Below are 21938 nucleotides of genomic sequence, written 5' to 3' on the forward strand. Positions count from 1 at the left end.
CTCGCCTTAAGCGCGCGCCGCCTGCTTCGCTTTCAGTTCCGCTTTCCAGCCCCGCGCGCGCCACCACATGATGATGCCGGTCACCGCGAGGATCGCGGGGAGCAGGCCGCCCAGGAAGATCACGATCTGCCACCCCAACCCCATGCCGGTGCCGTCGTGAATGCGGCGCATAAGGCGGGCGGTGTCCTCGGGGCGGGCCGGATCGACCCTGGCCAAGCCCGTTGCCTCGGCGACGCCGACGCTCGTCTGGGTGCCGTTGAACGAGACTTTCCACACCGGCTTGCGATCGGTCGGCCATTCGACCTTGCCGACCGCCCCCGGTAGCTTGGCGGCTTCCGCGGCGGCGACGACGGCATCGACCGACAGTTTGGGCTGCTCCAGCGGCACCGGGCGCGGCGCGTTCGGGCGAATCCCCATCGTGTTCGGCCCGCCGCCGAAGAATTTGGGAAAGGAAATCCACACCCCGGTCAGCGACAGCACGAACAAGGGCAGCGCAATCCAGAAGCCGAGCAGGTGATGCAAATTGGTGTCGGTGTTGCGATGCCGCTTCCAGCGCAGGCCGCGCGCCCAGCGCCCGACGGTTGGCCACCACAGCCACAGCCCCGAGACGCTCGACAGCAGCATCGCGACGCCGATCCACCCGACGATCTGCCGCCCGATGCCGGGGATCAGCATCGTCCCGTGGAGCATGTGCATGGTGCGGATCAGGCCGGTGCCGCTATTGCCGTAATCGAGCACGCGCGCGCTCGGCGGATCGAGCCAGACGGTGGTACGCGCAGGCGGGCCTTGCAGCGCCTGGCGCGTGCCGGGCTTGCTTGCCGTGATGACCACCGGCCCGCCATCTGCGTCGGGCAGCGTCAGCGACACGATCCGCTCGTCCGGCGCGAGCACCGCGCGCGCCGCTGCGACATAGCGCGCCGGGGCGATCTCCTGCACCCCGCTGGTGGCATAGCGCACGGGGTTGAGCGCCTGATCGAGCGCTTCGTCCCACACCAACGCCGCGCCGGTCACCGACAGCGGGATGATCAGGATCGCCAGGATCAGCCCGAGCCATTTATGCACTTGAAACCAGGTGTTACGCAGGCCAATTTTCGTCATCAAACCCGAACCCGTACGTGATTACGGCGCCGCCCAGCGGCGCAGCAGATTATGGTACACACCGGTCAGCCGGACGATCTCGGGATCGCCCTGCCCCAACCGCGCAGCGGTCGACTGGATCGCGGTGTCGAGTTCGAACAACATGCCGCGCGCTTCGCTATCGCGGACCATCGACTGAATCCAGAAAAAGGATGCGACTCGCTCCCCCCGCGTGATCGGGGCGACGCGGTGCAGGCTGGAGGCGGGATAGAGCACCATCGCCCCGGCGGGGAGCTTGACCGCTTGCTCGCCGAACTGCGTCTGGATGATCAGCGCGCCGCCATCATAGTCGGTCGGATCGCTGAGGAACAGCGTCGCCGACAGATCGCTGCGGATGCGAAAGTCGCTGCCGCGGCGGATGCGGATCGCGGTGTCGACATGGGGGGCGAAGCCGTCACCGACGCCGTAGCGGTTGAACAAGGGCGGAAAGACCTTGAGCGGCAAGGCGGACGCCACGAACACGGGCGACGCCGCCAGCGCATCGAGCACCACCGCGCCGCCGGTGCGCGCGGCGTCCGACTCCTCGGGCACTTGCCGGTTCTGCTTGGCGAGCGCGGATTGCGTGCCCGATGTGGCATTGCCGTCGATCCAGTCGGCGGCATCGATCGTCGCGCGGAGAGCGGCGACCTGCGCCGGCGTCAGCAGATCGGGGATGACGGTCAGCATGATGCGCTCCGGATCGCCTGGACGCCGCGCCCGCGGAACGCCGCCACATCGGACGCCGCGAGCCAGGCGGCGGCTTTCTCGACGAACGCCGGGGTCGCGCTGGCCCCTGCCCGTTTGAGCCAGCCGATCGCCTCCTCGTGCCTGCCCGCCGCGCCGAGCATTCGCGCATGGTTGAAGGCCCCGCGAAAATCCCCGCCCTGCGCGGCGCGCGCGTAACACAGCGCCGCCGCCGCGAGATCGCGCTCCACCACCCAGCCATCCTCATGGAAGCTGCCGACGAAGTTGATCGCTTTGGCATTGCCCAAAGCTGCGGCCTTGCGGAACCAGCCGAGTGCCGCCGCCCGGTCGAGCGCGACGCCTTCGCCAAGCGCGAGCAACGTCGCGTAATTATACATGCCCCAATCGAGCCCGCGTTCCGCCGCGATGCGGTAGCATTGGGCCGCGCGCGCCTTGTCGGGCGCGGTGCCCCAGCCGAGATCGTAGCAGCGCCCGACCATGTTGATCGCCATCAGATGCTGCTGCGCCGCTGCTTTCATGAACCAGCCGAGCGCGGCGCGCTGGTCGGCGGCCACACCCGCGCCATCGAGCAGCATTTGGCCGTAGACCGCCTGCGCCTCGGCTTCGCCCGCCGCGGCGCAGGCGTGCACGAACGCCGCGCGCTCCTCAGGCGTGCCTGACAGGCGCGCGGTGATCTCCTCAGCCGAAAGCGTTGCCGGATCGCGCATCAGAATTTGGCGGTCAGCGTACCGAACACCGTGCGGCCCGGTGCGATCGTCGCATAATGGTTGGTATAGGTGCTGGTGAAATAGGTCTTGTTGGTCAGATTCTGCGCATTGACCGACAGATCGAAGCGATCGTTCAGCTTGACGCGCGCCTGCAGATCGAAGCGCCAATAGCTCGGAATGCCGCGCGTGAGGATCTTGGTCGCGGGGACCACGGTCACCGCGCCGGCAGTGGTCTGCGTCGCGCTGCGATTGTCGGCATAGCCGCCATTCTGCTTGTCCATGAAATAGACCCCGCCACCGATCGAGAGGCGCTTGCTGAGCTCGACATTGGTCGACAGCGTAATGCTGTGCCGCGCGGTCTGCGGCACCGCCTTGCCGGTGTTGACCGAGGGGACGAGCACCGTTGTCGCCGCCGCCGCGCCGTTCGCCGCCACGCTCAGCGCGGTGAAGCCGCCATCGACGATCGTGGCATCGAGGAAGGTATAGCCGCCAAACACCGACCAGCCCGGAAGGATCATGCCATTGGCGTTGAATTCGACCCCGCGGATCCGCGTCGAGCCGAGGAAGGCGATGTTGTTATTGCCATCGGTGACGCGCGCATTGCTGATGTCGGTCTGGAACACCGCCACACCGAGCGCGAGCTTTTCGTGGAACAGGCTGCCCTTGGCGCCGATCTCATAGGTCTTGGTCTTCTGGACGCGCAACGCGTCGAGCAGGTTCGCGGTCACCGTCGTCGTCGGCAGCGCATTGTTCTCAAACCCCTCACCCAGCAAGCTGTTGGGCGGCGTCGCGGCGGTGGCGTAGCTCGCATAGAGGCTGGTTTCCCTGGTCGGCTTGAACACCAACCCGGCCTGCCAGTTGAACAGTTCGTCGGTGCGCGAGAGGCGGAACGCGGTCGTCGCATTGGCGGGTTGCCCCGGCGTGACGCGCGAGGTGAAGCGATCGTAGCGCGCGCCGACGTTGAGGATCAGCGACGGCAGCAGCGTGATCGAATCGAAGCCGTAGATCGCTTGCGTCTCGGCATCGTTCTGCGTCTCGGCGAGCGGCAGCGAACGGACGATCGCCGCGGGTGTCGAGGACGTGTCGCTGGCGTAATTGACCCACGGGTCGTTGGGGTTGGGCGTGAAGAGGCTGGCGCAATAGAAGCGCGCCACCGTGGCGGCGTTGCAGCGCGGCGAGATGGTCGCGCCGGTCGACAGGATTTCGGTGCCGCTGGCATTGAGGAAGCCGCGCGTGACAAAGGTGCCGCGCCGCGTCTTCTGCCATGACACTTCGCCGCCGACCGCGAAATCATGCTTGATCGCGCCGGTCATGACGCTGCCCGACAGATCGAGCTGGTCGACGATGCTTTCGGCATAACCGTAGCGCGTGTTCGCGCGCCGCCACACTTGACCGCTGCCATAGACATTGCCGGTCGAATCATCGGGCAAGGTGAAGATATAGGCCTGACGATCGTGGCTGTAGCGCGCGGTGTTGCGCAGCGTCACGCCGCCGAAATCATGCTCGACGCGGATCGTCGCCTGGTTGGTCGTCGCATCGCGGAAGTCGCGACCGGTAAGACCGTAGAAATTGGAGCGCGCCGCGAAACCGCTCTGGCCGCCTGCGGTGGTGATCTGGCCGACCGCCGGGCTGGTGCGGATCTGTCCGGTGCCCGGCGCATTGCCGATCGTGTAGAGATACGGAATGCCGCTGTCGGGCAGATCGTGGCTTTCGAGGTAATAATAGCCGATCGTCAGCCGCGTCGGCGTGCCGAGGCCGATCGTGACGCTCGGCGCCACGCCCCAGCGCCGCTGATAGAGGGCGTCGCGCCCGGCAACGTCCTGATCATGCCACAGCCCGGCGATGCGGACGGCGGCGGTGTCGCTCAGCTTCACGTTCACATCCGCCGACACGCGCTTGTAATCGGCATTGCCGTAGCTCGCCGCGACCGATCCGAAGCTGCGCGCCTGCGGTAGCTTGGCGAGGATGTTGATCGATCCGCCGGCATTGCCGCGCCCGCCGAGCGTCGAATCCGATCCGCGCACGATCTGCACCGAATCGATCGCGAACACTTCGCGATTTTGCGCGCCAAGATCGCGCACGCCATCGACGAAGATGCTGCCCTGGCTGTCGAAGCCGCGAATGAACGGCCGGTCACCGATCGGATTGCCGCCCTCGGCCGCGCCAAAGGTGATGCCGGGGACGGTGCGCAACGCGTCGGCGAGCGTGGTCGATCCGGTCTGCTCGATCACCGATTTGTCGATCACGACGATCGATTTCGGCGTGTCGATCAAGGGCGCGACCAGTTTCGGGTCGCGCGGGCGTTGTTCGCGCGATCCGGTGACGATGATGTCGAGCTTTCCGTCCGGGTCTGCGTCATTGGCGGCGGCCGGGGCTGCCTCGGTGGCGGAGGCTGGCCAGGTGGCGAAGGCCCCCACGCACGACAAAGCGAGAAAAGCGGGTTTGCGGAGCGTAGCGCTGGACGGGATCAAGATGGGCGTTCCTCACTGTTGAGGAACAGCTATTGCGAATTATTCGCAGAGTCAACGCTATTGCGAGGCAGTCGCAATATTTTCTGCGAGCAGCCAGGATCGCAGCGCGCTGGCGAGATTGGGGGGATCGTCGGCCTGAATACGCAGCGCGTCGATCTGCGCGATCAAGGCGTTGAGCGGCAATGCCCGCACCGCCGCCGCGTCTTCGAGCACGCGCCAGAACACCGGCTCGAGACTGATCGATGTCGGATGCCCGGCAATCGTGACCGAGCGCTTGACCGGGCCGTGAAAGCCGGTGGGGGGCGGAGTAATGGGCATGTCAGCGCGAGGATAGCAGAATGCCGGCTTTCGGCCCAATCAGCGCCCGTCAGCGCGGGGTATTCGGTTTCCGTAAACCCGCCTGCCGCCGACCGCAGCGCACACACTCGCGCTTGGAACATAATTCCTCCACCGGCGTTGGGGGTCATTCGGGGGCGCAACATTTTCATTTGGAGGTGTCGCTCGCGTTGATCGGCGGCACATTTTTCTGACCACAGCCCACCAGCATCCATTCGCAAGCGGATTGGCTGCGAGGAGCCGTATGCTCTTCGGGGCGGCTTTTTCGATTCGGCGCAGCGAACAGCATGATCCGATGGGTTCGTGACAGAAAGCCGTGCGGCGACCCGCAACGGCGCATCGCGGTGCGCGGATTCGCCCGCGCCGAGCCTGCACGACCAGTTGCGCGTGGCAACGGGCGCAATTCACGAACGGCTGCACCATCATTCGGGGTTCGCGGCGATCCAATCGGGTACGATTGGCAAAGACGCCTACACGGCACTGTTGTGCCGCCTCTATGGCTTCCATCATCCCTTCGAACTGACGCTCCCTCAGGTGCCGGATCGCACAAACTGGCTCACACGCGACCTGATCGATCTTGGTGTCGATCCGACCGCCCTGGCCGCATTGCCCCGCACCGCTGCGTTTCCGGTGGACGCGTCTGCCGAATATCAGCTGGGCGCACGCTATGTGGTGGAGGGGTCTGCGCTGGGCGGACGTGGGCTGGCGCGGCAGCTTGACGGCTTGCTGGGCATCAACGTGACCGCGGGCTGCCGGTTTTTTGCCGGCCATGGCGCGGAAACCGGTGCGGTGTGGCGCGCCTATCTTGATCACGTGTCGCGCGTACCGCCCGGGGCATCGACCCGGACGGCCGTTGTCGCCGGGGCAACCCGTACCTTTGCAATATTCGAACAGTGGCTTGAGGGATGGAACGATCGGCATGACTGACCTGATCTTTGAGCGCGACCGAGTCGATTTGACGAACTGTGATCGCGAGCCGATCCATATTCCCGGCGCGATCCTGCCCCACGGCGCGATGTTGGTGCTGGAAAGCGCGACGCTGCGCGTCCTGCAAGCGGCCGGCGCCACGCAGGCGCTCTTGGGCCAACCGATCGACGCGCTGCTCGATCGACCGGTCGATACGCTGTTTTCCGAAGACCAGATCCTTCGGCTCCGGGCGCTGAGCAACGAGCAAGACTTGGTCAAGCCGCGGCATCTGCTCGATCCGCTCATGCGCGTGCTGCCCGATCGCCCGCTCGACGCCAGCGCGCACTGCGTCGATGGCAACCTGATCATCGAATTCGAGGCGGGCGAGCCGGATGATCCCTTCGTTGCTGATCCGCTGGCGGCGGTGCAGTTGATGGTCGAAGGGTTTGGGGCAGCAAAATCGCTGCACGCGTTATGCCAGATGGCGACCGCCAGCGTCCGGCGCGTGGCGCAATATGACCGCGTGATGGTCTACCGGTTCATGGCCGACGGATCGGGTTGGGTCATTGCCGAAAGCCGGGCGCCGGACCTCGCACCGTTTCTCGACCTGCATTATCCGGCGGCCGATATTCCGCAACAAGCCCGCGCCCTTTATCTGAAAAGCTGGCTGCGGTTGATTACACAAGTCGATTATGGGCCGGCACCGCTGACCCCCACGCTCAACCCGCGCACCGGCAAGCCGCTCGACATGAGCAATGCGATCCTGCGCGATGTCTCGCCCATCCACCGCGAATATCTTCGCAACATGGGGATCGACGCGTCGATGTCGATCTCGATCATCGTCGGCGGGAAACTGTGGGGGCTGATCGCATGCCACAACAATAGTCCACGCAGGCTGCCGCGCCATTTGCGCGCGGTGTGCGAGCTGTTCGGCTCGATGTTTTCGCTTCAGCTGGAGGCGCGCGAAAAGAGCGAGCAATTCGAGTCACGGCTCGCGAGCCGGAAGATCCTGCAGGAGCTGATGCTCAACCTCGCCGGTGTTGAGGATTATGCTTATGGCCTGACCCAGCAAACGCCGAATCTGCTCGACTATATCCATGGCGGGAACATTGCGCTTGATGGTGCGCGCAGCGGCGGCGTGGCCGTTCGCGTCGAAGGGAAAATCACCTTTCTGGGGACCACGCCGAATCGCACGCAGATCACTGATCTGACCGAATGGCTAACGTCGTACATGACCGAAACCGAAGGCACGTTCGCCACGGATCGGTTGAGTGAAATCTATCCGCCCGCAGCGGCGTTCGCCAATGTCGCCTCGGGTCTGCTGGTCATCGCGGTATCGCGCGATCCATCCGATTTCATCCTGTGGTTCCGGCCCGAGCTGGTCGAAACGGCGTTATGGGCAGGCGATCCGGCCAAGCCGATGACGATCGGCCCGGACGGCGATCGGCTGTCGCCGCGGAAATCCTTTGAAGTGTGGAAACACACCGTCCGCAACCGCGCCTTGCCCTGGACGTCGGCGGAGACCGATTCCGCCTTCGATTTGCGCGTTTCGCTGTTGCAGGTGGTGTTGCGCCGAATCGAGGCAGCATCGCGTGAACGGGTCAGAGCGCATGAGCGCGACAAATTGTTGATGGCAGAACTCGATCACCGCGTGAAGAACACCTTGGCGAACATCCAGGCGCTGGTCACGCTGTCCAGCCGGAGTGCCGAATCGGTGAAGGGTTTTGTCGAAGGGCTCGACAAGCGCATTCAATCGATGGCGAAGGCGCACAGCCTGTTGACGCAAAGCCGGTGGGAGGGTGTTTCGGTCGAGAACCTGCTGCGCGAGGAATTGGAAGCCTATGGCCAGGAAGCGGGCGTCGTCGCGATCCACGGCGTGGATGCGGTCCTGACCCCAAAATCGGCACTGTCCTTGTCGCTGGCGCTGCATGAGCTTGCGACCAATGCCGGAAAATACGGTGCGTTCTCGACGCGCGACGGTCATGTCAACGTTGCGTGGCATCTGCGCGACGACGGGGGCTTGGGCATTTCCTGGACTGAATCGGGGGGGCCGCTGGTCAAACCGCCGGTCCGGCGCGGGTTCGGGTCCAACCTCATCGAACGTGCGCTGGCGCTCGAAACCGGGGGCGGCGCGACCATTCGCTATGAACCCGGCGGCATTATCTGCGACATCGTCTTGCCCAAATCCTCGCTCGTCGAGCTGACACTGGCCCCGGTCACAAAGCTGCTGGCCGCCCATATGGGGAGTGCAACCAAAGCGATGCCCGAAAAACCCCGGCTTTTGGTGGTTGAAGACTCCTTCCTGGTGCTGCTGAGCGTTGAGGGGATGTGCGAAGACCTTGGCTGGCACGTGGTTGGCCCTGCCACGCGGCTCGATGAAGCGATGGAGCTCGCCAAGGCCGAAACGTTCGACGCGGCGTTGCTGGACATCAATCTTGACGGGGAAATGTCGTGGGCCGTCGCGGACGTGCTCAAGCAACGCGGCATCCCGTTCGCCTTCAGCAGCGGTTACGATCAATCCAATATGCTGCCGGAGAGTCTCGCGGGTAGCGAGATCATCGCAAAACCGTATGGGATCGGCGAGCTTGCCAATCGGCTACGCGCGATGATGATGCGGCAGTAGCCCACAGCCCCGAGCGTCGTTTTTGCCCGCCGCAGCATCGCATCGCGCGGCGGCGGATGCGCGCTTTGCGACGTTAGCCCCGCCCCCGCCCCACCGACGGCGTATCGAACAGCGCCGCGAGTTGCTCGATGATCGTGCCGCCCAATTGCTCGACATCCATGATCGTCACCGCGCGGGCATAATAGCGCGTGACATCATGCCCGATCCCGATCGCGGCGAGTTCGACCGGGGATTTGCCTTCGATCCAGCCGATCACCTGGCGCAGATGCCGCTCCAGATACGATCCCGAATTGACCGACAGCGTCGAATCGTCGACCGGCGCGCCGTCCGAAATGACCATCAGGATCTTGCGATCCTCGGGCCGCGCGATCAGCCGGCTGTGCGCCCAGAGCAGCGCCTCGCCGTCGATATTTTCCTTGAGCAGCCCCTCGCGCATCATCAGGCCGAGGCTGGTCTTGGCGCGGCGCCACGGCTCGTCGGCCTTTTTGTAGACGATGTGGCGCACGTCGTTGAGCCGCCCCGGCTGCGGCGGACGCCCCGCCGCCAGCCACGTCTCGCGGCTCTGGCCGCCCTTCCACGCCCGCGTGGTAAAGCCGAGGATCTCGGTCTTGACCCCGCAGCGCTCGAGCGTGCGCGCGAGGATGTCGGCGCTGATCGCCGCGATCGAGATCGGCCGCCCGCGCATCGATCCACTGTTGTCGATCAGCAGCGTCACCACCGTATCGCGGAAATCGGTTTCGCGTTCGATCTTGTAGCTAAGCGACAGCGTCGGATTAACGACGATCCGCGCGAGCCGTGCGGCGTCGAGCAGGCCTTCTTCCTGATCGAAATCCCAACTGCGATTCTGCTGCGCCATTAACCGGCGTTGCAGCCGGTTGGCGAGCTTGGTCACCACGCCCTGCAAATGCACGAGTTGCTGGTCGAGATAGGAGCGCAACCGCACCAGCTCATCGGCGTCGCACAGATCGGTCGCGGCGATCACCTCGTCATGCGCGGTGGTCCACGCCTTGTAATCGAACTGGCCCGAGGGATCGGCGAACGGTCGGTTGGGGCGCGTCGGCAGCATCCCGTCCTCGCCCTCGTCGCCGGGCTCGCCATCCATGTCGTCGAAGGAATCGTCGCCTTGTTCGGTGCCTTCGCCGTCTTCGCTGTCCGAATCCTGTTCGGACCCGCGCGCCTCGATCTCGCCCTGCCCCTGCTCGCCGTCTTCCTCGCCCTCGTCGCCTTTATCGTCCTGCTGTTCGTCGGTGCCTTCATCCTCATTGCCGCCCTCGTCGGATTCGTCGGGCAGCATGTCGCCCTCGATCAGATCGAGATCCTCGAGCAATTTGGTGGCGAGACTGGCAAACGCGCGCTGATCGTCGATCGCGAGGCCGAGCGCGTCGAGGTCGCTCCCGGCTTTCTGCTCGATCCAGTCGCGCACCAGCGCCATGCCCTGATCGGTCGCAGGCGGGGGGGCTGCACCGGTCAGCCGCTCGCGCACCATCAAAGCGAGCGCGGTCGACAGCGGCACTTCGTCGCGCGATTTGGCGCGCGTGATCGGATCGGCGCGCATCCGCATTTCCAGCGCAACGTCGAGGTTCGCGGTGATCCCGGCATAGCCGCGCCCGCCCAGCGCCTCGACCCGCGCGGTCTCGACCGCATCGAACACCGCGCGCGCCACCGCGTCGCCCGGCGCGGTGCGGTTGTGGAGCGCGATGTCGTGATGCTTCAGCCGCAGCGCAAAGCCGTCGGCAAAGCCGCGCGCCTCGGCCACTTGCTCGGGCGGCAAGCTGCGCGCGGGCATCGGCACCTTGATGTGCTTGCCGCTTTGCGTCGGCGCGTCGGCGGTGAAGGCGAGCTCGATCTCGGGTTCGTCGGCGAGCGCGCGCGCGGTCCCGCCGAGCACGGCTTTGAAACGATCGAGCGGGGTATCAATAGGCACGCGCAAGCTCCGGCAAAACGATCTGCCCGGGTGCGAGATCATGATCCATGCGGATCGTCGCGACGCGGGTCGTGGGGTCGTACGTCAACACCGTCACCACCGCGACCCCGATAATGGCATAGGCCGGCAGCTTGGTGACGGAGATGAAGGTGCGGGCATTTGGCACGTCGCGCAGCTTGCCGATCGCGAACGCCTCCAGATCGAACGCGATCATGTCAGGGGTTCCGGCCGGGCCGACATAACGCAGCCGCGCGACACTATCGTCGGCGAGGCGCCGCCCCTCGATCGTGCCATATTCGACCGGCGGAATTGCGAACGGCGCGCGGCCCTCGCCCTTGGCACCGACGAGGAAAGCGTGGTCGAATTTCGAATCCTTGTCGGCATCGAACAGGCAATAGCGCGTGTTGAGATGCGTCGGGCGAAGCGCCCCGACGACGCCGAAGGCGAGCTGCCCGGTCAGCACCTTGCCGATCGACGCTTCGTGGACGGGTTCGCAAAAGATCGCGTCGGGCACGCCCGCAACGCCGGTCGGCCCGCCCGCCTGGATCACCGTCCCGCGCGCGAAGGTGCGCTGCTCGCCTTTGTAATCGAGCACGATGTCGCCCGCGAGAATCACCGAATCGGGCTTGTAGATGACGGCGGTGGAAATGATCGCGCCGGGCGACACTTCCTGCAGACCCTGCGGCGAGATCGTCTCGACCAGCCGCAGTGGTGCGCGCGGCGGTGCGGGATCGGGCGCGGCGGCGGTGAGCAGCAGCGCGGTCGCGGCGAGAAGGGGAAGGCGAAAGGTCACGTCGACCCTGCTACCAGATTGGCGCGTGTCGGGAAGCGGGGATGTGCGCTGGTGCGCGCTATCCTTCGATCCGCGGGACGCTCGGCGGTGGCGTGCTTTCGCTGCGCCCGCGCAAATAGCCCTCGATTCCGCTGACGCGATCGCGCAGGTCGCCGTGCGCCTCGGCGAGGCGCGTCAGCCTCGCGTTGAGATTGCCCAGATCCTTGCCGAGATTGTCCAGTTGGTCTTTCAGCGTGAGCACTGCCTTAAGCGCTTCGAAAACCTTGTTGCCCGTACTCACCGCTTTTCGCCTGCGAGAACCGCATCGACCGCTGCGCATGTTCGACCGATATCCGCGCGCATCGCCGTGATCGCCGCCTTCATGTCGGCAACCGCCGCCTCTACCTCGGGAAGGATCAGCGCAAGCGCTGCGTCATCCTCGGCACGCTCCGACACCGGCGCGGCGATATAATTGATCGTCGCTTCGCGCACGACATGGCCGACCGAATGCCCGTGAAGCGCTGCGTAAGCGTCGAGCTTCGCTTTTTGATCGGGGCTGGTCAGGAAGGTCACACGTTCGGTTTGCATCGGAGGCGCTCCTTATCATGTGATTATAAGGTTTGCGCGCGCCCCTGCAAGAGCAAGACGGGCCGCATCACAGCGGAATGTTATCGTGCTTCTTCCACGGATTTTCCAGCTGCTTGCCGCGCAGTTTCCGTAACCCCAGCGCAATCCGCCGCCGCGTCGAGTGCGGCTGGATCACCTCGTCGATGAAGCCCTTGCTCGCCGCGACGAACGGGTTGGCGAAGCGCGCCTCGTACTGCGCGGTCTGCTCGGCGATCTCGGCGGGGGAGCGACCGCGGAAGATGATCTCGACCGCGCCCTTTGCACCCATCACCGCGATTTCGGCGGTCGGCCAGGCATAGTTCAGATCGCCGCGCAGATGCTTCGAGGCCATCACGTCATACGCACCGCCATAGGCCTTGCGCGTGATGACGGTGATCTTCGGGACCGTCGCCTCGGCATAAGCAAAGAGCAGCTTCGCGCCGTGCTTGATGATGCCGTTCAGCTCCTGCGCGGTCCCCGGCAGGAAGCCTGGCACATCGACGAAGGTGACGATCGGGATATCGAACGCATCGCAGAAGCGCACGAAGCGCGCCGCTTTCTTCGAGCTGTTGATGTCGAGGCACCCGGCGAGCACCGTCGGCTGATTGGCGACGAAGCCGACCGTGCGCCCCTCGATCCGCCCGAAGCCGATCAGGATGTTGCCGGCATGCGTTGGCTGCACCTCGAAGAAATCGCCCTCGTCGACGGTCTTCCGGATCAGCTCGTGCATGTCATACGGCTGGTTGGCGCTCGCGGGCACCAGCGTATCGAGCGACTCCTCCAAACGGTCCCACGGATCGGACGACGGCCGCTCGGGCGGCGCTTCCCGGTTCGAGGCCGGAAGGAAGTCCACGAAGTCGCGGGCCGCGAGCAGCGCCTCGATATCATTCTCGAAGGCGACATCAGCGACCCCCGACTTAGTGGTGTGCGTCACCGCACCGCCCAATTCCTCCTGCGTGACGATCTCGTTGGTAACGGTCTTCACTACATCCGGGCCGGTGACGAACATATATGAGGAATCCTTCACCATAAAGATGAAGTCGGTCATCGCGGGGCTATACACCGCCCCGCCCGCGCATGGCCCCATGATCAGGCTGATCTGTGGCACGACACCGCTTGCCAAAACGTTGCGCTGGAAGACTTCGGCATAGCCGCCAAGGCTGGCGACACCCTCCTGGATGCGCGCGCCGCCCGAATCGTTCAGCCCGATCACCGGCGCGCCGACCTTCAGCGCCATATCCATGATCTTGCAGATCTTCTGCGCGTGCGCCTCGGACAGCGAGCCGCCGAACACGGTGAAATCCTGACTGAACACGAACACCAGCCGGCCGTTGATTGTGCCCGATCCGGTGACGACGCCGTCGCCCGGAATCTTCTGTTCGGCCATGCCGAAATCGACGCAATTATGCTCGACATACATGTCGAGTTCCTCGAACGAGCCTTCGTCGAGCAGCACCTCGAGCCGCTCGCGCGCGGTCAACTTGCCCTTGGCGTGCTGCGCGGCGATGCGCTTCTCACCACCGCCAATGCGCGCGGCCGCGCGCTTGCGTTCGAGTTCGGCGATGGTTGAGGACATGGGCGCTCCTGCCGCGGGGACTGTGCGCGTCCCTTTCCGTGTTTCGGCGCGGAACGCAACTCCCCCGCTTTCCGCTACGGTCGGACGATCCCCAGCGCGATCAGGCTGCGCGCGGTATCGACCAGCGATTCCTCGGCCGGGCGCGGTACCCAGCCGAGCATTTTGCGCGCATGGCTTGCGTCCATCTCGCGCGTTTTGCCCAGCTCGCCGATCACCTGGCGCACCATCGGGTCAAACAGCGCGGAGATCTGCACCAGGAAATTGGGCAGCGTGCGTGTCGGGATCTTGCGGCCGTCCGCGCCGAGCCGAGCCTTGAGCAGCCGGGCGATCTCGACCATCTTGAGGAACGGGCCGGAGGCGATGAAACGCTCGCCCGCCATGTTCGGGGCGTTCAGCGCGCGGACGTGGAGATCGGCGACGTCGCGCACATCGACCACGCCGAAACCGAAATCGGGGCAGCCGGGCAGCGCGCCTGCGACGATCTTGCGGATCGCCTCGACCGAGGTCGAGAAATCCGCGCTCAGGATCGGGCCGACCACCAGCGTGGGGTTGATGCTGCAAAATTCCATGGCGCCGCCCTCTGCCGCCACCCAATCGCGCGCGGCGCGCTCGGCGATCGTCTTCGACTGGACATAGGCATAGGAATCGGGGTGGGTGACGTCGGTCCAGTCGGCCTCGGTATAGGGCGTGGTCCGGCCGCGATGGCCATAGGCAATCGCCGCCGCGGACGAGGTCAGCACGAAGCGTTTTACCCTTGCGTCGCGGGCGAAGCGCAACGCGCGCAGCGCGCCCTCGCGCGCCGGGCGGATCAGTTCCTGCGCGTCCTTGACCGCGGCGGCGGGAAAGGGCGAGGCGACATGCGCGACGTGACTGCACCCCGCGACCGCTTCCGCCCAGCCGGCATCGTCGAGCAGATCGGCGGTAAAGAAGCTGAGCCGCGAATCATCGACGGCCAGCACGCGCCGAATCTCCGCCTCGCGCGCCAGCGCGCGAACCGTCGTGTTGACGTGCCAGCCCTCGGCCACCAGCTGACGAATGAGGAACCCGGCAATGTAACCGCTGCCGCCCGTGACCAGAACCGTACCCGTCATCGCAAGACTCCCAATCGCCCGCGATGGGTTTTACAATGAAACTTAAGTCACGCCAAGTGGTGCTTGCATTCAATCCCGTACCCCCGGCACAAGGTATCGAGGAGAGTGCAGTATGGCCGATCAGGACCTCTACCCCGTCCCGCCCGAATGGGCCGCACAAGCGCGCTACGATGCGGCGGGGTATGAGACGCTCTACGGTCGCTCGATCGCCGATCCCGGCAGCTTCTGGCTCGAACAGGCGCGGCGGCTCGACTGGATCAAGCGGCCCGAGATTGCCGGCGACTGGTCGTTCGACAAGGCCGACTTTCACATCAACTGGTTCGCCGACGGCAAATTGAACGTCTCGGCCAATTGCCTCGACCGGCATCTGGCCAAGCGCGGAAACGAGATCGCGTTGATCTGGGAACCCGACGCCCCCGCCGACGCGCCGCGCCGCTTCACCTACCGTGAACTGCACGGCGAGGTGTGCCGATTCGCCAATGTCCTGAAGGCGCAAGGCGTCGCCAAGGGCGACCGCGTCACCATCTATCTGCCGATGATCCCCGAGGCGGCGTTCGCGGTGCTGGCGTGCGCGCGGATCGGGGCGATCCATTCGGTCGTGTTTGGCGGCTTCTCGCCCGAGGCGCTTGCCGGACGGATCGAGGATTGCGGATCGACCATTGTTATTACCGCCGATGAGGGGCGCCGCGGTGGAAAACGCGTGCCGCTCAAGGCCAATGTCGATGCCGCCGCCGCGACCGCACCGGGCCTCAAGACCGTCATCGTCGTCCGCGCGACCGGCGGCGCGGTGACAATGCACCCGCGCGACCTGTGGTATCACAAGGCGGCCGAAAACGTATCCGCCACTTGCCCGCCCGAGCCGATGGGGGCGGAGGATCCGCTGTTCATTCTCTACACCAGCGGATCGACCGGCAAGCCCAAGGGCGTGATGCACACCAGTGGCGGCTATTTGCTGTGGGCGAGCCTGACGCACGAGCTCGCCTTCGATTATCGCCCCGGCACGGTGTGGTGGTGCGCCGCTGATATCGGCTGGGTAACCGGGCACACCTATATTCTTTATGGCCCGCTCGCCAATGGCGCGACGACGCTGATGTATGAAGGCCTGCCCAATTGGCCCGACGCCAGCCGCATCTGGCAAGTGGTCGATCGGCATAAGGTCCATACGATCTTCACCGCCCCGACCGCTTTGCGCGCGCTAATGAAGGATGGCGATGATTTCGTCGCGAAGACCGATCGCAGCTCGCTGAAACTGCTCGGCACGGTCGGCGAACCGATCAATCCCGAAGCATGGCGCTGGTATCATGATGTGGTGGGGGAACGCCGCTGCCCGATCATCGATACCTGGTGGCAGACCGAGACCGGCGGCGCGATGATTGCGCCAATGCCGGGCGCGACCGCCTTGAAACCGGGCAGCGCGACCAAGCCGATGCCCGGCGTCGACCCGCAACTCGTCGATGCCGAGGGCCGGGTGCTGACCGGTCCCGCAGAAGGCAATCTGGTCATCGCGCGCAGCTGGCCGGGGCAGATGCGCGGCGTGTGGGGCGACCGTGATCGCTTCTTTGAAACCTATTTCACCACCTATCCCGGCAATTATACGACGGGCGACGGCGCGCGGCGTGATGCCGACGGCTATTGGTGGATCACCGGCCGCGTCGACGACGTGATCAACGTCAGCGGCCACCGCATGGGCACGGCCGAGGTGGAATCGGCGCTGGTGCTGCACCCGCATGTCGCCGAGGCCGCCGTCGTCGGCATGCCGCACGATATTAAGGGCCAGGGCATTTACGCCTATGTCACGCTCAACGCCGGGGTCGATCCGCATCCCGATCTGCACCGCGAATTGATCGTGTGGGTGCGCACGGAAATCGGCCCGATCGCCGCCCCTGACAAGCTCCAATTCGCCCCCGGCCTGCCCAAGACGCGCAGCGGCAAGATCATGCGCCGGATCCTGCGCAAGATCGCCGAGGGCGACGTATCGAGTCTGGGCGACACCTCAACCCTCGCCGATCCGGCGGTGGTCGACGATCTGGTCGCAAACCGGGTGGCGTAAGCCGACCCTGAATAAATGTCGCGCGACCCTGACAGGCCTCTTGTAGCGCTTCCGACTCGGCGCTATAGCACGGCAACACACCTTAAGGGGGTTTCGAAATGCGTCGTTCCACGTTCGTCCGTCTCACTGCCGCGGTTGCCATCGCCGCCATGACCGTCCCCGGAATCGCCAAGGTCACGCCCAAGGCTGGCCCGCGCTACGGCACGTTCGGGATCGATCTCACCGCGCAGCAGCGCACGCTGAAGCCCGGCGACGATTTCTGGACCTATGCCAATGGTAATTGGGACAAGCGCACGCAAATCGCGCCCGATCGCACCTCGGCCGGGTACGGCGTGGTGCTGACCGACGAGGCCGAGCAGCAAGTCCGTGCGATCGTCGCCGATCTTGCCGCCAATCCCAAGGCGTATGGCGCATCGGGCCAGCAAATCGGCGATCTCTATGCCAGCTGGATGGACGAAGCCGCGATCGAAGCGCGCGGCGCGGCGCCGCTGCAACCCTATCTCGCCAAGATCGCCGCGGTGAACGACAAGGCCGCGCTGCAGATCCTGTTCGCCAGCGTCGGCTATGCTTCCCCGGTCGAGCTCGGCCAATTGCCTAATCCGGCCGACCCGACGCGCTATGTCGCCGCTGCCTCGCAAGGCGGGCTCGGCATGGGCGGACGCGATTATTATTTGCTCGAAGGCGCGAAGTATGACGCTTTCCGCAAGGCTTACCGCGACTATGTCATCCAGATGCAGACGCTGGCCGGCATCCCCGATGCCGCGACCAAGGCCGATGCGATCATCGCGTTAGAGACCGCGATGGCCAAGGAGCAATGGAGCCCCGAGCGCCAGCGCAATCTGATGGAAATGTTCAAGCCGATGGACCGCGCCGGCATGAAGAAGCTCGCGCCCGAATTCGACTGGGATCTGATGCTCAAGACCGCCGGGCTCGACAGCATCCCGACCGTCATCATGGCGACCAGCACCGCGCTCACCGCCAACGGCAAGATGCTCGACAGCGTGCCGCTGGCGACATGGAAGGACTGGGTGGCGTTCCGCTTCGTCAGCGATCACGCGCAATTCCTGCCCAAGCGTTTCGATGACGCGAGCTTTGCCTTTTACGGCAAGACGCTCAACGATCAGCCGTCGCAGCGTGCGCGCTGGAAGCGTGGCGTCGCGCTCGTTAACGGTGCGCTGGGCGAGGCGGTCGGGCAGATCTATGTCGCGCGCCACTTCCCGCCGGAAAGCGAAGCCAAGATGGGTGAGCTGATCGCCGATCTGCGCGGCGCGCTCGCCGAGCGGCTGAAGAGCAACAGCTGGATGGACGCCAAGACCAAGGCCGCCGCCATCGCCAAGCTCGACGCGTTCGAGCCGCGCATAGCGCATCCGGTAAAATATATCGATTATGCTTCGCTGAAGGTCGAGCGGGGCGATCTGATCGGCAATGCCGTGCGCGCCGGCGAATTCCAGCACGCGCTCGAATTGCAGCGTTTGGTCAAACCGGTCGACCGCTCCTTGTGGGAAATGACCCCGCAGACGGTGAACGCCTATTACAACCCGCTGATGAACCAGATCACCTTCCCGGCGGCGATCCTGCAGCCGCCCTATTTCGATGCGAAGGCCGATCCGGCGGTCAATTACGGCGCGATCGGTGCGATCATCGGGCATGAGATCGGCCACGGCTTTGACGATCAGGGCAGCCTGTTCGACGGCAGCGGCAAGATCGCCAATTGGTGGACGCCCGAATCGAAAAAGGCGTTCACCGCGCGCACCGCGGTGCTCGGCGCGCAATATGACAGCTACGAACCGATTCCCGGCACCAAGATCAACGGCAAGCTGACGATGGGCGAGAATATCGGCGATCTCGGCGGGCTCGAAATGACCTATGCCGCGTATCACCGCTATCAGGCGAAGCATGGCAAGGCCCCGGTCATCGCCGGGCTGACCGGCGATCAACGCTTCTTCCTGGCCTTCGCGCAAGCCTGGCAATCGAAGATCCGCGAAGGCGCGGCGCGTGCGCGGCTGCTGACCGATCCGCACAGCCCGCCTTATTACCGCGTCAATGGCATCGTGCGGAACGTCGATGCCTGGTACACCGCGTTCAACGTGAAGCCCGGCGACAAATTGTACCTCGCACCCGAGAAGCGCGTCCACATCTGGTAAAACACGCGCGCTTCGCCCATGCTGCGCTCCATAAAATCAGGAGAGGCAGCATGGGCGAAATGCAGATCAAGCCACTGGCCGCGCAGTGCGGATCGGAAGTCACCGGAATCGACGTGCGCGCGATCGGCGATGAGGATTTCGCGGCGATCCGGCAAGCACTCGCCGACACCGGCGTGGTCCTGCTGCGCGACCAGCAGCTGAGCCCCGAGGATCACATCGCCTTCGCGCGGCGCTGGGGCGCGATCGACGTCAACAATTACTTCCCCGCCAATGGCGGCTATCCCGAAATCGCCGAGGTCCGCAAAGCCGAGACGCAATTCGTCAACATCGGCGGCGGCTGGCACACTGATCATAGCTATGATGCGGTGCCGGCGATGGGATCGATCCTCGTTGCGCGCGAGCTGCCGCCGGTGGGTGGCGACACGCTGTTCGCCAGCATGGGGGCGGCGTACGATGCGCTGTCGGACGGGCTGAAGACGACGCTTGGCGGCTTACGCGCGGTGCACAGCGCCGATCACATTTACGGCCATGACGGCATCTACGCCAAGACCGACCAGGCCGCCGACCTGAAGGGCCATGACATCAGCGCCAACGCCGTCCACCCCGCAGTGATCCGCCACCCCGTGACGGGGCGCAAGCTGCTCTATGTCAACCCCGCCTTCACGCTCCACTTCGAAGGCTGGACGCGCGAGGAAAGCCAGCCGCTGCTGCAATATTTGTATTCGGTCGCGATGCGCGAGGAATTCCAGTGCCGGTTGCAATGGCGTGAGGGTTCGGTCGCGGTGTGGGACAATCGCTCGACCTGGCACTTCGCGGCGAACGATTATCAGGGGCACCGGCGGCTGATGCACCGAATCACGATTTCGGGGGTGGCGTTGGAATAGGGTAAAACCCAATCCTCCCCCGCCAGGGGGAGGATTTTCGAGAGCCTACCGCAGCAACACCAACTCCTCCGCCATCGACGGATGCAGCGCCACCGTCTGGTCGAACGCGTCCTTGGTAAGGCCCGCTTTCACCGCGACCGCTGCCGCCTGCAAAATCTCCGGCGCGTCCGGCCCGATCATGTGCAGCCCCAGCACCACGCCAGACTCCGCATGGCACACCATCTTGTACAAAGCGCGTTCGTTGCGGCCCGCCAGCACGTTCTTCATCGGGCGGAAGTCGGAGGTGTAGACCTTGACCGATCCGAACCTGTTCTTGGCCTGCGCCTCGGTCAGGCCGACGCCGGCCAAGGGCGGATGGCTGAACACCGCGCTCGGGATGTTCTCGTAATCCACCCGGTGCGGCTTGCCGCCGAAGATCGTGTCGGCGAACGCCTGCCCCTCGCGGATCGCGACCGGGGTCAGTTGCACGCGGTTGGTCACGTCGCCGACGGCATAGATGCTGTCGCAGGTCGATGCGTTATCGGCGTCGACCACGACCGCGCCTGCTTCGTCGAGTTCGACCCCGGCGCTCGCCAGCCCCAGCCCCGCGGTGTTGGGCGCGCGCCCGGTCGCGAACAGCACGCAATCGACGTCGATCGGCTCATGATTGGTCATCGACACGCGGAGACAGCCGTCGGGCTGCTGCTCGATCCCCTGAAACTTCGCGTTGAAGCGGAAATCGAGCCCCTTCATCATCGAGATCTGCAGCAGCCGGTCGCGGATTTGCTCGTCATAGCCGCGCAGGATCACGTCGCTGCGGTTGATCAGCGTCACCTTCGCGCCGAATTCGTTGAAGATCCCGGCAAATTCATTGGCGATATAACCCGCGCCCGCGATCAGGATGCGCTTGGGCACCGCGTCGAGATCGAACACTTCGTTCGACGTGATGCCATGTTCGTGCCCCGGACATTCCGGAACCACCGGCGCCGCGCCAGTCGCGATCAAAATATATTTCGCGGTGACTTCGCGCCCGCTGCCCAGCGTCAGGCTGTGCGGCCCGGTGACCGTCGCACGATCGAGCATGATCTCGACGCCATTATTGGTCAGCGTGTCGGTATAGGCGGCGTTGATCCGGTCGACCTCTTCCATCACATTGTCGCGCAACCGCTTCCAGTCGAAGCCGCAATCGTCGGGCACATCCCAGCCGAAACGCTTGGCGTCCTTCAGATCCTCGGCAAAATGCGCGCCATAGACGAGCAGCTTCTTGGGCACGCAGCCGCGAATGACGCACGTCCCGCCGACGCGATATTCCTCCGCCACCGCCACTTTCGCGCCATGCGCCGCCGCAACGCGCGACGCGCGCGTGCCGCCGGAACCGGCACCGATGACGAAAAGGTCGTAGTCGTAGGTCATTGGGTAGCTCCGGAAACGGCGTCGAGCGCCGGAATGAGGCCGAGATGCTTGACGAAAGGGTCGAAGTCCCGGTCGCCGTAAAGCAACGGGATCCGATCGAGAATGCAGCGCGTCGCAATCAGGGTGTCGATCGTCTTGCGAATGGCAACCCCGCGCGCGCGGAACATGCGATAGTTTTGCGCGGCCGCGATGGCGACTCGCCGGTCGACGATTGCTAACTGCTCGAACACCGATAGCCGCGCAACCGCCTCTCGGAAATATCGGTCAGACCGCGCACCCTGCAAAACCTCCGTCAGGATGAGATCGCCCACAAGCACGATATGTTTTTCTGCGGTGAAGCGACGCAACGCGGTGGTCTGGATCGTCTGCTTATCGGCAAACCAGTCGATCCAGACGCTGCTATCGACAACGATCAGCCCCATTCGGGGAGGGGCTTGTCGGTCCGCATTTCGTTCAGATCGCCGTCCCAGCCAATGCCTCGCGATGCGTCGAGCGCCTTCAATTGTGCTCTCGCTCGGACCGCTTGACGAAGCGACTCCTCGACCGTCTCGCGCTTGGTCGCAGTTCCGAGCGCTTCCATCGCTTCGGCCATCAACGTGTCATCAATTTCGATATTCGTCCGCATGTGCGTAACT

The 21938-nt window shown here is 64.8% G+C and carries 19 protein-coding genes; 5 read left to right on the forward strand and 14 right to left on the reverse strand.

The features are described from left to right. Nucleotides 1-6: 6 nt before the first annotated feature. Genes ABWP09_RS04150 through ABWP09_RS04170 form a run of 5 tightly spaced genes read right to left on the reverse strand, consistent with a single transcriptional unit; the run spans nt 7 to nt 5317 of the window. Nucleotides 7-1098, reverse strand: coding sequence for a PepSY-associated TM helix domain-containing protein (locus tag ABWP09_RS04150; protein WP_353203899.1), 1092 nt, complete (start codon nt 1096-1098; stop codon nt 7-9). A gap of 21 nt (nt 1099-1119) precedes the next feature. Continuing rightward, nucleotides 1120-1803, reverse strand: a complete 684-nt coding sequence (locus tag ABWP09_RS04155; protein ID WP_353203900.1) for a Fe2+-dependent dioxygenase — start codon at nt 1801-1803, stop codon at nt 1120-1122. Further along, nucleotides 1797-2528: a tetratricopeptide repeat protein gene (locus ABWP09_RS04160; protein WP_353203901.1), complete on the reverse strand. Its 732-nt coding sequence runs from the start codon at nt 2526-2528 to the stop codon at nt 1797-1799. The genes ABWP09_RS04155 and ABWP09_RS04160 overlap by 7 nt, the downstream gene beginning before the upstream one ends. Then, nucleotides 2528-4999 (reverse strand): TonB-dependent receptor, encoded by a 2472-nt coding sequence (locus tag ABWP09_RS04165; RefSeq protein ID WP_353203902.1) that lies wholly within the window; start codon nt 4997-4999, stop codon nt 2528-2530. Before ABWP09_RS04165 ends, ABWP09_RS04160 begins: the two co-directional genes overlap by 1 nt. Before the next feature lie 57 nt (nt 5000-5056). After that, entirely contained in the window at nt 5057-5317 is a 261-nt protein-coding gene (locus ABWP09_RS04170) for a ribbon-helix-helix domain-containing protein (RefSeq protein ID WP_353203903.1), read from the reverse strand. Between the two features lie 321 nt (nt 5318-5638). On the opposite strand from ABWP09_RS04170, the gene ABWP09_RS04175 reads away from it, so the two are divergent. Together ABWP09_RS04175 and ABWP09_RS04180 are read left to right on the forward strand one after the other, a co-directional pair. Then, on the forward strand, nt 5639-6262 hold the full coding sequence (locus tag ABWP09_RS04175) for a biliverdin-producing heme oxygenase (RefSeq protein ID WP_353203904.1): 624 nt from the start codon (nt 5639-5641) through the stop codon (nt 6260-6262). Next, entirely contained in the window at nt 6255-8864 is a 2610-nt protein-coding gene (locus ABWP09_RS04180; protein WP_353203905.1) for an HWE histidine kinase domain-containing protein, read from the forward strand. The genes ABWP09_RS04175 and ABWP09_RS04180 overlap by 8 nt, the downstream gene beginning before the upstream one ends. 73 nt (nt 8865-8937) lie before the next feature. Here the strand turns inward: ABWP09_RS04180 and cobT are convergent, their stop codons facing one another. The 6 genes from cobT to ABWP09_RS04210 form a co-directional block, all read right to left on the reverse strand. Beyond that, the gene (gene cobT, locus ABWP09_RS04185; protein ID WP_353203906.1) at nt 8938-10788 is read right to left on the reverse strand and encodes a cobaltochelatase subunit CobT; all 1851 of its coding nucleotides are present in this window, start codon (nt 10786-10788) and stop codon (nt 8938-8940) included. Continuing rightward, complete coding sequence (locus tag ABWP09_RS04190; protein WP_353203907.1) at nt 10778-11581, reverse strand: hypothetical protein; 804 nt, start codon at nt 11579-11581, stop codon at nt 10778-10780. The genes cobT and ABWP09_RS04190 overlap by 11 nt, the downstream gene beginning before the upstream one ends. 58 nt (nt 11582-11639) lie before the next feature. Beyond that, the gene (locus ABWP09_RS04195) at nt 11640-11861 is read right to left on the reverse strand and encodes a hypothetical protein (RefSeq protein WP_353203908.1); all 222 of its coding nucleotides are present in this window, start codon (nt 11859-11861) and stop codon (nt 11640-11642) included. After that, complete coding sequence (locus ABWP09_RS04200) at nt 11858-12148, reverse strand: hypothetical protein (RefSeq protein WP_353203909.1); 291 nt, start codon at nt 12146-12148, stop codon at nt 11858-11860. The genes ABWP09_RS04195 and ABWP09_RS04200 overlap by 4 nt, the downstream gene beginning before the upstream one ends. Nucleotides 12149-12215: 67 nt before the next feature. Beyond that, a complete protein-coding gene (locus tag ABWP09_RS04205; protein ID WP_353203910.1) occupies nt 12216-13742 on the reverse strand; it encodes an acyl-CoA carboxylase subunit beta in 1527 nt (508 codons plus the stop codon). A 74-nt stretch (nt 13743-13816) separates the two neighbouring features. Then, entirely contained in the window at nt 13817-14833 is a 1017-nt protein-coding gene (locus ABWP09_RS04210; protein ID WP_353203911.1) for an NAD-dependent epimerase/dehydratase family protein, read from the reverse strand. A 112-nt stretch (nt 14834-14945) separates the two neighbouring features. Here ABWP09_RS04210 and acs point away from each other — a divergent pair, with 112 nt between their 5' ends. The 3 genes from acs (at nt 14946) to ABWP09_RS04225 (ending at nt 19911) form a co-directional block, all read left to right on the forward strand. Beyond that, on the forward strand, nt 14946-16883 hold the full coding sequence (acs, locus tag ABWP09_RS04215) for an acetate--CoA ligase (protein WP_353203912.1): 1938 nt from the start codon (nt 14946-14948) through the stop codon (nt 16881-16883). A 98-nt stretch (nt 16884-16981) separates the two neighbouring features. Beyond that, on the forward strand, nt 16982-19027 hold the full coding sequence (locus ABWP09_RS04220; protein ID WP_353203913.1) for a M13 family metallopeptidase: 2046 nt from the start codon (nt 16982-16984) through the stop codon (nt 19025-19027). Between the two features lie 50 nt (nt 19028-19077). Continuing rightward, on the forward strand, nt 19078-19911 hold the full coding sequence (locus ABWP09_RS04225; protein WP_353203914.1) for a TauD/TfdA dioxygenase family protein: 834 nt from the start codon (nt 19078-19080) through the stop codon (nt 19909-19911). Between the two features lie 45 nt (nt 19912-19956). Here ABWP09_RS04225 and gorA read toward each other — a convergent pair whose 3' ends face one another. Genes gorA through ABWP09_RS04240 form a run of 3 tightly spaced genes read right to left on the reverse strand, consistent with a single transcriptional unit; the run spans nt 19957 to nt 21928 of the window. Then, nucleotides 19957-21303 (reverse strand): glutathione-disulfide reductase, encoded by a 1347-nt coding sequence (gene gorA, locus ABWP09_RS04230; RefSeq protein WP_353203915.1) that lies wholly within the window; start codon nt 21301-21303, stop codon nt 19957-19959. Beyond that, nucleotides 21300-21725, reverse strand: a complete 426-nt coding sequence (gene vapC / locus ABWP09_RS04235; RefSeq protein WP_353203916.1) for a type II toxin-antitoxin system VapC family toxin — start codon at nt 21723-21725, stop codon at nt 21300-21302. The genes gorA and vapC overlap by 4 nt, the downstream gene beginning before the upstream one ends. Beyond that, complete coding sequence (locus ABWP09_RS04240; protein WP_353203917.1) at nt 21716-21928, reverse strand: type II toxin-antitoxin system VapB family antitoxin; 213 nt, start codon at nt 21926-21928, stop codon at nt 21716-21718. Before ABWP09_RS04240 ends, vapC begins: the two co-directional genes overlap by 10 nt. Between the last annotated feature and the right edge of the window lie 10 nt (nt 21929-21938).

The sequence above is a fragment of the Sphingomonas sp. genome (assembly GCF_040398505.1).
Taxonomy (GTDB): Bacteria; Pseudomonadota; Alphaproteobacteria; order Sphingomonadales; family Sphingomonadaceae; genus Sphingomonas.